Origin of the sequence: Pontibacterium sinense (assembly GCF_015209595.1) — a bacterium.
GTDB classification, from domain to species: domain Bacteria; phylum Pseudomonadota; class Gammaproteobacteria; order Pseudomonadales; family Balneatricaceae; genus Pontibacterium; species Pontibacterium sinense.
On the sequence record NZ_JADEYS010000001.1, the window covers coordinates 19,510 to 33,021 of the forward strand.

Annotated in this window: 15 protein-coding genes and 1 tRNA gene; 3 read left to right on the forward strand and 13 right to left on the reverse strand. The window is 47.6% G+C overall.

All coding sequences use genetic code 11. The annotated features are described in order from the left end of the window. Positions 1-6 precede the first annotated feature (6 nt). The 5 genes from IOQ59_RS00070 to IOQ59_RS00090 form a co-directional block, all read right to left on the reverse strand. A complete protein-coding gene (locus IOQ59_RS00070; protein WP_193951213.1) occupies positions 7-360 on the reverse strand; it encodes an HNH endonuclease in 354 nt (117 codons plus the stop codon). A gap of 187 nt (positions 361-547) precedes the next feature. After that, on the reverse strand, positions 548-2,314 hold the full coding sequence (locus IOQ59_RS00075) for a DUF927 domain-containing protein (protein WP_193951214.1): 1,767 nt from the start codon (positions 2,312-2,314) through the stop codon (positions 548-550). A 162-nt stretch (positions 2,315-2,476) separates the two neighbouring features. Continuing rightward, positions 2,477-3,610 carry a site-specific integrase gene (locus IOQ59_RS00080; protein WP_193951215.1) on the reverse strand — a complete coding sequence of 378 codons (1,134 nt, stop codon included), beginning with the start codon at positions 3,608-3,610 and terminating at the stop codon, positions 2,477-2,479. Between the two features lie 2 nt (positions 3,611-3,612). After that, positions 3,613-4,077 carry a hypothetical protein gene (locus IOQ59_RS00085; protein ID WP_193951216.1) on the reverse strand — a complete coding sequence of 155 codons (465 nt, stop codon included), beginning with the start codon at positions 4,075-4,077 and terminating at the stop codon, positions 3,613-3,615. A 498-nt stretch (positions 4,078-4,575) separates the two neighbouring features. Then, a complete protein-coding gene (locus IOQ59_RS00090; RefSeq protein WP_193951217.1) occupies positions 4,576-5,187 on the reverse strand; it encodes a TM2 domain-containing protein in 612 nt (203 codons plus the stop codon). A gap of 469 nt (positions 5,188-5,656) precedes the next feature. Here IOQ59_RS00090 and IOQ59_RS00095 point away from each other — a divergent pair, with 469 nt between their 5' ends. Both IOQ59_RS00095 and IOQ59_RS00100 read left to right on the forward strand, forming a co-directional pair. After that, positions 5,657-6,265 (forward strand): hypothetical protein, encoded by a 609-nt coding sequence (locus tag IOQ59_RS00095; RefSeq protein ID WP_193951218.1) that lies wholly within the window; start codon positions 5,657-5,659, stop codon positions 6,263-6,265. Between the two features lie 58 nt (positions 6,266-6,323). Next, positions 6,324-7,325, forward strand: a complete 1,002-nt coding sequence (locus tag IOQ59_RS00100; RefSeq protein WP_193951219.1) for a PD-(D/E)XK nuclease family protein — start codon at positions 6,324-6,326, stop codon at positions 7,323-7,325. A gap of 86 nt (positions 7,326-7,411) precedes the next feature. Here IOQ59_RS00100 and IOQ59_RS00105 read toward each other — a convergent pair whose 3' ends face one another. The 8 genes from IOQ59_RS00105 to IOQ59_RS00135 form a co-directional block, all read right to left on the reverse strand. Next, positions 7,412-8,008, reverse strand: coding sequence for a hypothetical protein (locus tag IOQ59_RS00105; protein WP_193951220.1), 597 nt, complete (start codon positions 8,006-8,008; stop codon positions 7,412-7,414). A gap of 301 nt (positions 8,009-8,309) precedes the next feature. Beyond that, positions 8,310-8,924, reverse strand: a complete 615-nt coding sequence (locus IOQ59_RS21085) for a tyrosine-type recombinase/integrase (protein WP_228050577.1) — start codon at positions 8,922-8,924, stop codon at positions 8,310-8,312. Further along, complete coding sequence (locus IOQ59_RS21090) at positions 8,888-9,526, reverse strand: site-specific integrase family protein (RefSeq protein WP_228050578.1); 639 nt, start codon at positions 9,524-9,526, stop codon at positions 8,888-8,890. Before IOQ59_RS21090 ends, IOQ59_RS21085 begins: the two co-directional genes overlap by 37 nt. A 217-nt stretch (positions 9,527-9,743) precedes the next feature. Continuing rightward, positions 9,744-10,184, reverse strand: coding sequence for a DUF2787 family protein (locus IOQ59_RS00115; protein ID WP_193951221.1), 441 nt, complete (start codon positions 10,182-10,184; stop codon positions 9,744-9,746). After that, complete coding sequence (locus IOQ59_RS00120) at positions 10,181-10,828, reverse strand: hypothetical protein (RefSeq protein ID WP_193951222.1); 648 nt, start codon at positions 10,826-10,828, stop codon at positions 10,181-10,183. Before IOQ59_RS00120 ends, IOQ59_RS00115 begins: the two co-directional genes overlap by 4 nt. 65 nt (positions 10,829-10,893) lie before the next feature. Continuing rightward, complete coding sequence (locus IOQ59_RS00125) at positions 10,894-11,169, reverse strand: DUF1232 domain-containing protein (protein WP_193951223.1); 276 nt, start codon at positions 11,167-11,169, stop codon at positions 10,894-10,896. Beyond that, a complete protein-coding gene (locus IOQ59_RS00130; RefSeq protein ID WP_193951224.1) occupies positions 11,162-11,779 on the reverse strand; it encodes a hypothetical protein in 618 nt (205 codons plus the stop codon). The genes IOQ59_RS00125 and IOQ59_RS00130 overlap by 8 nt, the downstream gene beginning before the upstream one ends. Before the next feature lie 224 nt (positions 11,780-12,003). Next, positions 12,004-12,079 (reverse strand) — tRNA-Phe (locus IOQ59_RS00135). Between the two features lie 247 nt (positions 12,080-12,326). Between IOQ59_RS00135 and IOQ59_RS00140 the strand changes: the two genes are divergently transcribed. Continuing rightward, positions 12,327-13,496, forward strand: coding sequence for a HupE/UreJ family protein (locus tag IOQ59_RS00140; protein ID WP_193951225.1), 1,170 nt, complete (start codon positions 12,327-12,329; stop codon positions 13,494-13,496). Positions 13,497-13,512: the final 16 nt, after the last annotated feature.

Sequence of the window (13,512 nt, forward strand, 5' to 3'; positions counted from 1 at the left end):
TAGCCGTCAATCCGTGGTCAGGAAAAGCAGGTCTTGGGGATGCCACTTACCCCGATTCTTACGTTGGGTGATCAGTTGTTTATAGCTGACGGGATCGGGCGCTGATGAACGTTGGTGTCGTTTCGCATTACAGAACCGGCAAGCCGCAACGATGTTCTTCTGCGTATCTTTTCCACCATCACATCTAGCAACCAGATGTTCGGAAGTACATTGGAATCGACTGGCTTGTTTAGCAGTGATCTGATGGTTGCCAGAAAACGTGTTGGGATCAGTTAGCCACATGAGGGCATTGCAGTAGTAGCAGCGACCTTTCTGGCGATTAAAAGCACGGTTTTTAAGTTTGGATTTGCGAGTTGGCATGTAGGGCTCCGTTGTAAGTGAAGCCCGCATGCCCTCAGGACAGTGGCGGGAACCAGCCGATCATTCGTACTGGCTATGCTGCTGATCCTATGGATACAGCAGGGGCTAGATTAGCGAATTTGGATTGTGGTGTGCAAGTAGCCCGCCACCACTCTCCTTGAGCGGTAGCGGGGAATGTGGGGCTGGATTATGCGGAGGACTTACGTTTAGCTGTTACTACGGGGTCGTCAGGCTCGGTGGGTTGAGGTTCTCCGATGAAGGAGTTGTGTACAGCGTAGACTCGCGGTTCTTTATCCTTAATGAATCCTGGTATGGCTCGTTTCACTTTCAAACGTCTTGCTTCGTCTGTATGTAACAAACCCTGATCTCTTAGAGTTTTGGCTACAGTCGTTGGAGTAACATGGTCAATCACCTTTTTGATTTGCTCGTCCGTGAAGTAGTAGAAATTTCTGTCCGCGTAGCACACTGGTGGAGCACTGGATTGGTAATCTGTCCGTAGGTAATGAATTCGCTGAGGGTTCTCTATCACAGAAGAGCGTAGTGCATTTACTGCTCGCTCTGCGTCAGACGGTGCTTCTAGTCCTTCGAGCCATGCCTGAATAGCGGATTTCACTGCCCCCTGCACTTGCTCTACGGTATAGGGAAGGATTCCCAGATCGACCGCTATCTCACCAGCAGTTTGAATGAGTGCGAACTTGGGCAGTACTCGCTGCACAGCGTTCCCTTTATTGAACAGAGGTGCCAACTCTGCGCCAATCTCGTCCATCAGCGCACCTACTTTGTTCCTGAGTTCATCCAGTGACGAGCTCGATTCGAACAACCTTCGCACATACTCAGGACCAGCGGTTCCATACTGCGTGTTCAGTGCGTGTCTTAGCCGGTCAGCTTCCGCTGAGGTGAGAGTAACTTCAGAATCGCTGTTCATCTCCATCATGGGGAGGTCCAGTAAACGAATCTGAGCGCCCATGTAGACTGCACCGCCGGTCATTCGCGTCATTGAAGCCGCTGAGAATTCGCCGGTACTAATAACGTTTACAAACCAGCTAAGCTCCTGGACGCGCTGAAGGTCACCATTCATGCGGGTTTTTCCTTTCCCGTCGAAAATGGTGTAGGTAACAGCCTCAAATCGACCGTTAAACTGCCGCAACTCGTCCAAAATAAGGGTTAGACCGTCACGCGCCTTGCACTTGAGTTCTATACCATTATCAGACGAATACCACTTATCTATAAAGCTGGCACCCTCAAGGCCAGGGTTGCCAAAGACACTTGCCGCAATACGCGCAGAGTTGGTCTTGCCATTTGATGATCCCCCGTAAGCGTGCACACCGATAGCCTCTGCGTTCATCAACCTGCTAATTACACACGTGAAGGCTAGGCTCAGCATGAAGATATTTAGCGGTGTGCCCGCTTGTGCAATGATCGCTTGCCACTCCTCGAACGATCCTGCTTGGTGTATTGCACCCACATCTTGGGCTCGCTCTGCACTGAGTTCAGGAACAGGTTGGGTAGCCCATGATGGGATGATAGTTTCCTGTGGAAGCAAGAAGGCTCCGCTTCCCAAGTGCAGCCCGAATTGATCAACCGTTGGCTGAGGTGGAGTAGCAGCCCCAAGCATGAGGTACTTGATGAACTCTCTTCGAAGCTGTAAGTCGGGTGATACATAGACCCCCAATTTCCCCAGCTGCGAGCACACGGCATTGTGGTTTCCAGCAAGGTCTCCCGCTGAAATCAGACACTGCTGCTCGAAACCGGCATTGGTCCGGAATGAGAGTCTTGTAAACCAGTTGCCACCGCTATCGTTATCGTAGATCTGCCTATCAACCCAGACGGGCTGATAGGCGAGTTGTACAAGCTTTGGTGGTTGGTCTTTCTTGCCAGATGGCACAAGTTTAAATGTGCCATCTTCGTTGAGTTCGTAACCTTCACGGACTGGTGGAAATGCCAACTGATTCATACCCCTACCTCCATGTTGCTCATGATCCACTGTTCTACCGTCTGCTCATCGTATCTAACCGATCTGCCGATTCTCACGTGAGCCCGAAGCTTCTCAATTGCCGACTTGCTAACGCCCAGACGCGCCGCTAGCCATTTAGTGTCCTTCAGTTGTTTCATCGTTTTAACCTCCATGTTGAGTAGGTTGGCTGATTTCGACAGCGTGTCTGAGATGTTCAGCGGATAGGTGGGCGTAGCAGGATGTGGTGTCTACGTTGCTGTGCCCTAACAGTTCTTTAACGGTGTAGATAGAAACACCGTTCTGAACGGCAGAGCTTGCAAAGTCATGGCGAAGATCATGGAATCGGAACTCTGCAGGGATGTTGGTTTCCCGTTTAATCCGTTTCCACTGGCTACGAGGTTCAGGAATTGGTCTACTGCCATCTCCCGCAGAGAAGACATAACCGGTTGAGGTAGCATTCATTGCTCTCTCCTTCAACAAAGCCAGAGCTTCAGTCGAAAGATAGACCTCTCGAGAGCGCCCTGACTTGGATTGTTCGATTCGCACAATACCTGCATGCCAATCAATCTGGTCGAACGTCAGGAGTCGGGCTTCACTAAGCCGCATCCCAGTTACCCAGAGGATGTAGATCAGGTCATGTACGGGGTTTAGTTTTTGGGTCTTGAGGGTATTAGCGAGTCGTTGCCTTTGGGCATCAGTCAGGTATCGAACAAGTGTATTGTTCTCCTGGAGCGACTTGATGCCATGTACTGGCGACTCTTCGATGTAGCCGAGCTCTTTGGCTTGGCGGAAGATAGCTTTCATCAGGTGCAGAAATTTATTAACGGTGGCGGTTGCCAAATTCTGCTGAAGCTGGGTCAAGAATGGATGTATTTCCTTATGGGAGATACTCTTGACCGGTAGGAGCCATAAGGAATCTGGAATAGATTTCATGCGGCTCAGGTCTGTGCGATGAGACCTTAGGGTGTTCTCCCGACTCGGTATGAATACCGTATCGACGAACTCTTTCAGAGTGATGTTGTTTGTTTGTACAACATCTCCGTACTCTAAAATTTGGTATCTGAGATCGACAGCTTTCTGTCGAGCTGCTTCAAGACGTAGAGAGGGATGCTCTCCTAACTTGATCTTATGTCTCTTCTTCTCGTGTTCCATGAAGAAGTAGAAGGACTTTCGTCCTGTCGGATATACGATGAGTACAAGTCCTGCTGCGAGGCTGTCTCTGTATTCCGCTTGTCGCTTACCGCTGGAACATTGTAAGCGCTTGAGGAGGGATTCACTGAGCTTGCGTCGGCTCATAACTACTGTCTAATCTGGCCGCTTTGCAACGTTTCCCCTCTTACTAGAATCTTCCGGATTTCCTTCAGTTTTTCTTCTGGATCTTGGCCCGGTGTTGCGGTGCTGAGGTTGGGGTAAGCTTCATCACCGTATGCTTTAAGAAGTTCCAGCCATCTTAGGGCGGCAGCGACAAATCCGTAATCATTATTTGCCATTTCTTGGTTGCCCCGAAGAATTGCTCTTGCAGAAGAAGGTTGGTTGCCTTCTAAAAGAAGCTTCTTTACAGCGAGAACTATCTTTTCCAGTGAGAAGCGTTTCTTGCTGGTGTTTCCTGTTTCTGTTACCGGAGAGAGGAGCGTTTCTTCAGCTGTACATTGGATGACGTACTGCAAGACGCGAGTCTCTTTATTCGGTGCGAGATGTTTAGGGACACCTATCGTTTCCATATCAAAGCGTTGTTCCGCAATGATTGTTGATTGGGAAGTCATAAGTTTTATCTCTAAATAATTGTAATTTTGATACGTTGACCCAGATAAAGTATCTGGCGTATCACGGGGTGCCGATCTAAAAAGCCATTCGGGTTTTTAGATCGGCGAAAAAAACTAAAATGTTAAGGAGCGTAGGAAGAGTGTTTTCTTCCTGTCAGCAATGCTGAATTCATTGCATGCTATGTCTTGGTTTTGTTTTGGTCAAGCTCTTTGTTTTTTATATCGTGCTGCCAAAATCTTTTAATATGACGCTAAAATCTTTTAATGTGATGCTAAGATTCGATGGCGTGATTTGTGGTTTTGTTTGAATTTATGGTGGGTAAAGTGAAAGGTCCTGAAGTTGGAGGGGATAATGAGTTGGTTGTTTGTTGAAGTGTTTGATTAAAAGGCTTTGTAACGCGTAATCGGTTGAATGAGACCAATGAAATACCGTATAAAAAAATTAGATACCCACCGACCTTGGAAGGTCGGAGGGTATCTAATTTCAGGCTGAAATCCTTACCACTTAAACTCAAACGGCTTGATCTGGCAGTAGTTGTACTTCTCGTTGAAATCATTCTCGTTGAGCATGAAATAACGAATCCCTTCGACGAGAGCTATTACCATTGCCAATCCTGGAATAACGAACGAGCTGATCAGGTAGGCTAACCCCAGTCCCCAACTGCCGATGTAGAACTTGTGCGCACCAAGGCCTCCGAGAAGCACAGCTAGGATGCCCGCCATGACTTTGCTTTTCCCACGGTTCATGACTGAGTCACTACCCATCCGAGGAGGCTGATCAGCAGCTTCAGGAGCGCTGATTCCCTGAATGGCCCGTATAATTTCCATCGCTTTCTTCTGACCTGCACCCGTCGTATCGAAGGAGTCTTTAAACCCTCCTTTAACGTTAAGCTCTATCGTGTTGTCGTCCAGTGTTCGGAACTGGATGGTGACGCGAAGACCAAACGGATTCAGACCGTACCGCCAAGCAGCCTCTAATAGTCCATCCTGAAGGTTTTCTTTCTTCAACTTTCCACCGGCTTTAAGCAGCGTTTCGCGCACATACTGAAAGGTATCAGAGTAGTTGGCAGTGGTTTGTAGGGTCGTATCAGATACTTTTTCAAATTCCATTGTTCATGTCCTTAATGTTGGGTGTCTTCATGACATTCCTATTGAGTTAACGGGGCCGCTCAGTCGGGTTTTAATTAAACGGCGAATAAAATTTCCCAAGATGGGATATTTAACAAACCCACTTACATTGCTTCGTATGGCAAAGATATTGTGGGAACCAAGGCAGCAGGCTTTTCGCGATGCGTTGTGGGCGATGCGAAAAGCGGCTTGTCCGAATCAGGTGGAAATGGTTAAGAAGCTAGGTAAGTCTCAGAACTTCGAAATATGAAAGCGGCGAGCACCGCTTGGAGTACGCAGAGGAGGAATGATTTGTCACACTTACGGCAAGATATTGAGTGAGTTTGCAGGACAGTTTGAGAGTGACAATCCGTTTTAAATCGTCTTGAATGTAAGAACCATAACGCATAGCCTTGAGCGATAAACACGCTCATATTGAGTACGACTGGAACTGATTACTAAAGGGACTTTTATGAAGATTTTGACTCAGGGAATCTTTGATGGGTTTTGCCTGCATTATTCCATTTTTAACGCGTTCAAAGCGTTAAACTCCCCATCTTCAAGCGCAATAGAATTCTCCGCTAATCACCTGACGAAGTGGGAGAAGATGATCGGACTATCTCCGTCTTTACAGAGCTTCGCATCTGGTGAGGGTAGTGACTTTGGCCCTCTAAGAGATGTAACGGATGTTCAGGTTAAGCGGAATTTCATCGCATCATGCTTTAATGTGGTCAATGAGAAGAATCTGAAGAAAGATTACAGGCCAAGCTCAATCAGTCTGGATGACCTTTGGGATGTAGATTTTCAATCCGCAGTCGTAATCCTGTGCCTGCAAGAGAATGCCATTCTGGAGCACCCTGATTTAGGTGATCATTGGGTGACAATTATCGGGAAGGATGATGAGACAGAGCGATTCCTAATTGCTTGCTCCTACACTCCTCATCTACACAACGATACTGAAGAAAAAGACGCTGTGACAAAGCGGTTTTTCAATAACTCCATTCGTTATGCGGAGCTCCAAGTTACTTGTATCTATCCTGAGAGTATCCAACTAATCGAGGTGTCAAACCGAAAATCCTGAGAATTAGCCCCTCAGGGCGTCATATTGATGGAGCATTAAATCAACAGGAGGTTGATTCGTGAACGCACCAAATCTATTTAGCCTGGCAACCAAGGAATTGTCACAGGATGCATTTCTTGCGTGGCTGCTACAGTGGGGAGATCCAGCACATGCTTCGGTTGATCCCTATCTTCATGAACTCGCTGTTAGGTTTATTCGACGTCTTGCCGGAAAGGATGAGGACTATCAGGTCCATAGTGTTCAGGCTGGGCGGCAGTGGAAGAATATTGATGTCTGGGCCTTCGTCAATGACGAGCTGTGTCTGGTCATTGAGGACAAGAAGGGTACTAAAGAGCACTCCAATCAGTTAACTCGGTATCGGGAGTTTGCTGCGAAGGAAAAGCCCAAGATGGAGCTGAGCTGCATCTACGTCAAGTTCGAAGAGCAATCTGACCTGAGCGCTGTTCGGGCTGCTAACTACAGTGTGTTTGATCGTGAGTTGATGATCGCTTTACTGGATAAGTATCTCGCAAATACACCACAGGCAAAGCAGAACAATATCATCAGGGACTTCTTCGATTATCTTACTGGGCTGCACAATGCCATTAACAGCTATCAAGTGCTCCCGTTAGATCAGTGGGGATGGTACGCGTGGCAGGGCTTTTTCTCTACGATTCAGAAAGAGCTGGGTACTGGCCGATGGGGCTATGTTGCTAATCCTGCCGGTGGGTTTCAGGGGTACTGGTGGCACACGCGTCGGTTCGAAGGGGTCGACTTCAGTTTCAATTGCTATCTACAGCTTGAACAAGACCAATTGATCTTCAAACAGAAGGTGGATAGCAGTGATTCCGATGGACGTCGTGTTGCCCGTAACTTCTATCGGAAGTGTCTAAAAAGAGCCGCGTCTAATACAGATATTTCGATCGAGAAGTACGGTCGTTTAGGAAAACATATGGGGGTGGCTCGATTAACAGATGGCTATCGGATTGTGAAAGACGATGGCTTGCTGGATCTTCCCGCAACGGTTGCGAAGCTTAGAGGTATGATGAGCTTACTAGACTCAGTGGAGTTCAGCCCATAGGTCGTGGCTTCTTTCCCAGATATAGAGCCCTACTAGCAGCACTGGTCTAGTAGGGCGTTTTTGTGCGTTTCATCTCTATCCTATGATCAGTGGAACGAAATAAATTCTTCCATCATCTCCCTCAGAATCAGTACAGCAAATTCCTTAGATACTGTTACAACGGACTGATCAAATTCATCTTGGATGTAATAGTGGGATTCGTCGTGATGGATGGTAATCCCTTCGTGAAGCCAGAAGACGGCAGGGCCGATCAGTGACGTTTTGTTGTTACGACGGTTCAGGTTCTTGAACAGTGTATACGGTCCACTGATCGTGACCGCTCCGTAGAGGCCGGTAGAAATTTGCTCCACGGGATGATCATCGAGTAAGTCGTTAAAGGCTTCAAGTAGATAGTCTTCCCCTACTGCGTCGTCAGCAAGTTCCCTGTTCACTAGCTCAGCCGAGCACTTGGATACTTCCAGAGTATATTCCTGTACCTCATCTACCATGATGAAGTTGGTCTCGCTTTCGTAAACTATTACTCCGCCGTGGAAGAAAACAAATGTTGGTTCATCCTGCCGGAGAGTGGGTGCTTTGGGATCAGAGTATGAAATTTGGTACACACCATTGATTTCGATACCGCCGTAGGTTGTTGAAACGTTAGTGACTAATTCGTTCTGAGGGGTCGGTTTGAACTGATACATTTTGCTTATCCTCATAGCTGAGCTTCTGTTAAATGATGGTGGAAGTCCCTTTCAATGTATCACGGATTTTTAATTGATCAAGACAAGAAATGTCTAATAATCAATTACTTATATAGTGTGTTGCTGGCTTCCTAGTAACCCTGTGGCTAGTGTTCTCGAGACTGGTTAGTAAGTGGTTAGCAGTAGTATTGGACCGTGATGATATTACTAAGAGGGCAAGGTTTCTTAGTAAGGGATTGCCGCTTAATAGGTGACAAAAAGATCTAGATAGGAAGCCCTTCCGGAAGGGGAAGGGCTTAGGTCAGGCCTGGTTACTAAACCTGAGTGCTTGTTCGACGCAGTTAGCGATCTGCTGTCCCGTTTGCTCTAGGCGATTATCGGCATAGTGGCTATATCTTTCTGCCATGCGAGAGGATGAGTGCCCCAGAGCAGCCTGTACGTCACTGAGACTGCCGCCTGAGTTGATGATCATTGAAGCGTGTGTATGCCGAAGCTGGTGGATGCAGAATGGCCCTTTAATCCCCGCTCTTTTGAGCATGCGATTAAAGGCTTTGGTAGGGGATTGGATAGGCTGCGCATACGAGGACGGTTTCTTAGGGTTCCCTCCTGGAAACAGGTAAGGGTGGCCCGGTATGCGTTGCAGGTTATGGAGTAGTTCAGCCGCCAATCGATTCAGCCGAACAGTTCTGGACTTACCAGATTTGGTTAAGGGTATGATCCAAGTAGGCCGTTCGCCAACCAGATTAACGTCCTCCCATTTGGCGTTAGCCGCTTCTGAACGTCTTACACCGGTTAACAGCAGAAACTTAATGTACTGACCGGCGTAGTAGTTTTGATCGCTGTCCGCCGCATCGAATAAGCGCTTAATCTCAGCAGGGCTCAGGAAGCGTTCACGCTTGTTGTTTTCGATAAGCAACTTGAGTCCAGTGACAGGACTTTTTTCCAAGAACCCCACAGCACGGCCATGTTGAACATGTGGCGCACCAAGGCCATGATTCGGTTGTTTGTTGCGGGTTTTAACTTGGCCATCAGGCGATTCTGAAACTGCTGCAAGGTCTGAATGTTAACTTCATCCAACAGCATGGAACCGATTGCAGGCTTCACATGATGGGTAAAGCGGCTGTAGTCATTTCTAGAACTGCGTTTAGAGGATGCAGAGTGGGGCAGGTAATGTTTCACCGCGAACTCTTCCACCGTGAAGGCGGTTTGAGTTCGCAGTTTCTGTTGTTTGGGATCTTCATCCCGACTGAGCATACCTTTGTACTCATTGGCGATGCCTCGGGCATCCTGCACTGTCAGTGGCCCGTATGCACCAAGCGCGATGCTTCGCTTTCGGCCACGCCACGTGTAGCGCAATAAGAACTTCTTAGAGCCATTTTTACCAACAAGGCATTTCAGGCCTGACACATCAGCGTCGCTGTACTCCTTTTCCGTGGACTGAGCATCAGCAGGGTTGGGTGGAAGTTGTTCAATCAAGCGGTTGGTAAACCGAAATCGGGTAGGGGAAGGGCTTCGCATAACGCCTCCTGAACGAGTGGGGTTCTTACAATCCCCGACACCTCCTCAAACATTTCACACACGCACACTCCATCCTCCCTAGCGGTCTGACGTTTCATGCAAACACACGAAACCGACACATCGGGTGAAACGAAAGGTTCCGGTCTATGTCCGGTCGTCTTGGTGAAAAAGTGAGTGAATGGTGCGAGAAGGGTGGGGAAAGCGGGGTAGTAGGTATTTACTCAGTCTCTAATGTGACGTCGAGATGGAAGACGCGCATGTCGATGTAGTTCATGAAATTGCCTTCCCAGATACGGTAGAAGTTGTGCATATCTTCCAATGCGTAGCGGCCAACGTATCTGACAAAACAGCAACCGGTGGTGAAATCGAAATCCACCTCTTTATCCAGTTCACAGTCCTGGCCCGTACCGACGTAGCTGAAGTCTGTGATGTACTCCAGCGTTCCGGTTTCGCCCTGGACTTTCACCCGAATCTCTACCGGATGGTAACCGCCTTTATCTGGAGCATAGTCGGGGTCGCGGAAGTTAAAGGTCGCAGCAGTTATGCTCCGGTCAGGGTTCTGGTCTTGCACCGCTTGGTTCAGATAATCGGTTAATAGGGTCACACACGCATGAGAGAGAGGAAGTGCATGCGCGTCGTGGGGAATTGAAAAAATCATGGTTCCTCCGTTGAGTTAGAGTCATTTTGGGATTTTGGAGATGCAGAAGCCTTTTGGCGCTTAGCCGCCCGTCCCTTTCCGGGGGACGTCGGCGTTTGCGCCTGATCAGATGAGTCAGCGGCATCAGCTACTGTGGATGACTTGGCATTCTTACCAACGTTATCCACGGTATTTGATGATTCAGGCTGTTCGGAAATTGGTTCCAAAGCATCCAGGCTTTCCATCCAGTTCTTAACAGGATGGCCAGGTACATGGAAAAAGATCGCTTTTGGAGCCTGAAGCAATACGCCTTCAGCACGCAACGCGGCACATAGAAAACCCGCATTGTTGGCACTGCCTGCCTTGAAGAGTGATTTAAAGGCAACGGACTTAATCGGCTTATCCGATTCAGCACTTGCCAACAGTTCGGCAATGTCCGTAAGCGCAATCCACTCCTTCGAAAACAATCCACCGGAGTCGTTGTGAGCAATGCGAATCGCCAATGTCTGGTTATCCACATGCTTACCGATCTCGTATGTGATCGAACCGGGAAAGCGTGGGCTTTGCTTTTTCGCTGGATTGGATTTCAGGATCAGGTACCGGGGTTGTACCTCAGATTCAGATGCAGCCTCTACGCTGCCTGTAGATGCAGTAACATCAGTCATAGTGTCATCCTAAGCGTTTGGTTAGATGTGAGTGTTGAAACGTCCCAGAACGGGACAGGACAGGTTTAGAGATCGTGGAACTTGGCTACCACGCCGAGTACGATCGCCAGATCATCGCCGTATCCCACGTAGGGAATCATGTCGGGTACAGCATCCGTAGGACAGAGGAAATAGAGGAGTGCGGCTATAGCTAATGCCTTGAGCCAAGCCGGGGTATCTGGGTCTTTCAGAAGCCTAAGCAAAGTCATGACCGCTTCGTACAACTCGTATGCTTTGCCTCCAAGTTGACGGAGCTTCTCTTTGATCTCATCTTCTGGAATACCTGAATGGTAACTACTCATCCCTATACCCCTTTAACCCCGAAAACCCCGATTTAATTAATGGAGGGAGAGATTCATGAGCCCAATCCTGAGCGTAGAGCAGATGCACAGGATCAAAAGCTTCCAGAGAATCAGGGACTTTTTCATTAAAGGAGCCAAAGGCTAAGTGTTTCAGGACGGGAACGTTCGGACACGTTAACGCCTTGAAGGGCGTGCCGTGTCCGTTGTAACTCACAATCTCCCATTGATCAGGAAGATCTATCCAGTACACCGCGTTTTCACAGCAATCACTGACTAATGAACTTGTTCCCGCCAGAGACCACGTATCCTCCAGTACAGCTGACTCCCAATCCCGTACCGTTTTACCGGTATGGGAAGCTATACAGAGATTGAGTTTGATTGGTTGGGTGTGCAGGGACTTGGCTGAAAGGGTAGTAATACCTTCAGCGATGATCAGCAGAACGGGTGTTTCAGGGTTAGGGATGGACAGAGGAACGTATTTGGCGTGCTCGACGATCTCTGCGAGCAGACTGCTCATAGAGAGATGGGCTGAGCTACTGAGGCTGAGTGCCAGATCTGTAGCGTACTTACCTTCAGACAGGGCTTCATCAAGGGAAAAACCGTCACACATGTTAAATCTCCTGAAAGTTAATTCAGGACATTGATATATGTTTAAGGGCTGCAAAAGCACGGTATTTGAGCGAAGCGTCAAATGCCCTGAAGTTTTGGTATTGGAGAGGGTGTATTGCAGTTTGTAGGAAGTAGCCAGACAGGGCTAGCAGCACATCCGACCAGAGAACGACCAGAGCCCAGAAACAACAAAGGCCTGCATTTGAGTGCAAGCCTTGAAGTAAGTGGTGCCCAGACGCGGAATCGAACCACGGACACGGGGATTTTCAATCCCCTGCTCTACCGACTGAGCTATCTGGGCAATGTCGTAAGACGATGCGTATTAAACGGATTTCGAAGCGTCCTGTCAACAAAGAAAACAGATATTTTTCATAAATTTATCGTTGCTGTGTTGGAATTTGGGGAAATCAGGATGTTGTGCTTGAAAAAGTTGAATCAGGCGATGTAATTAGAATGATTATTCAACCGTTTTACGTTGTATTTGAAGGGCTGTGATAAACTGGCTCAGGTCTAACAAACCATTAAGTGGGAGTGGGTCGGTAGCCAAGATGGTCTGGATCTATATGTCGAGAAAGTGTGCTTCTTACAGATCAGCCGAACGTGATGTGACAATGGGTTTGATAGGGGCTGCTGTTGCACCGAAGTATGTTGTTTCTATTCTTTTCCTCCTTCTTCTTTTCAGTAGCCCTGCATCTGCTCATCGTAGTTATGAATCTTATTTAACCCTTTCGTTTGATCGGCAGCCAGAGTTGATTTGGGAGATCGAAAGTAACAATTTTGAATTGTTATTCAATTTAGACGATAACGGTAATGAAATTATTAGTTGGAAAGAGTTGCTAAACCATCAGCAGGAAGTTTTGGAATACGCGCTCAATGAGATATCAGTACGCTTTGATAATCAATCGTTGTTATTGGAGGTGGGTACAGTAGAAGCAAAACGACGTGGAGATCAGACGTATCTGGTCGTGCATTTTCTATTGCCTGATGATTTTCACCCCGAGAAAATGGGATTGTCTTATAAGCTCTTTTTTGATGTGGATAAGCAGCAGCGGCTTTTATTAAGTATTTATTCAGTAAAAGGTAAGGATATTTACCTGTTATCTCCTGAAGAAAGTAGTATTCAGGTCGATATAACAGTTAATAACCTGTGGTTACAGGTGCGTCAGTTTGTGAAAGAAGGGGTCTACCATCTATTCGGCGGTTACGATCATGTCGCTTTCCTGCTGATGTTGTTATTGGCACATATGAGTCGAATCGACGATCGAAACACTATGTTGGTTGGTCGTCTGATTAAAGTAGTTACGTCATTTAGTGTGGCGCATACGCTGACGCTGTTTCTGGCGGCCACTAACACCGTTGTGTTACCGATAGCACTGGTTGAGCTGGTTATCGCGATTACGGTAATGGTTTCGGCATTGAGCAATGCCTTGGGCAGGGCACAGATGCTGAGTTGGCAGGTCGCATTTGTGTTTGGGTTAATTCATGGCTTTGGTTTTGCCAATGTTCTGAATGCAATTGAGTTGCAGCAAAATCATTACATGGTTTTGTTGTTTAGTTTTAACGTGGGTTTAGAAGTTGGACAGTTACTGCTGGTTTCTGCAGTTCTCCCACTGTTGTTATGGCTGAGACGTTTCAAGAGCAGTTTTAAGCGTTTTAGGAGTATTTGTTCAATAACTACGATCGCTCTCTCTTTTGTTTGGGTGTTGCAGCGCGTTTAGTGATTTGACGGGTACT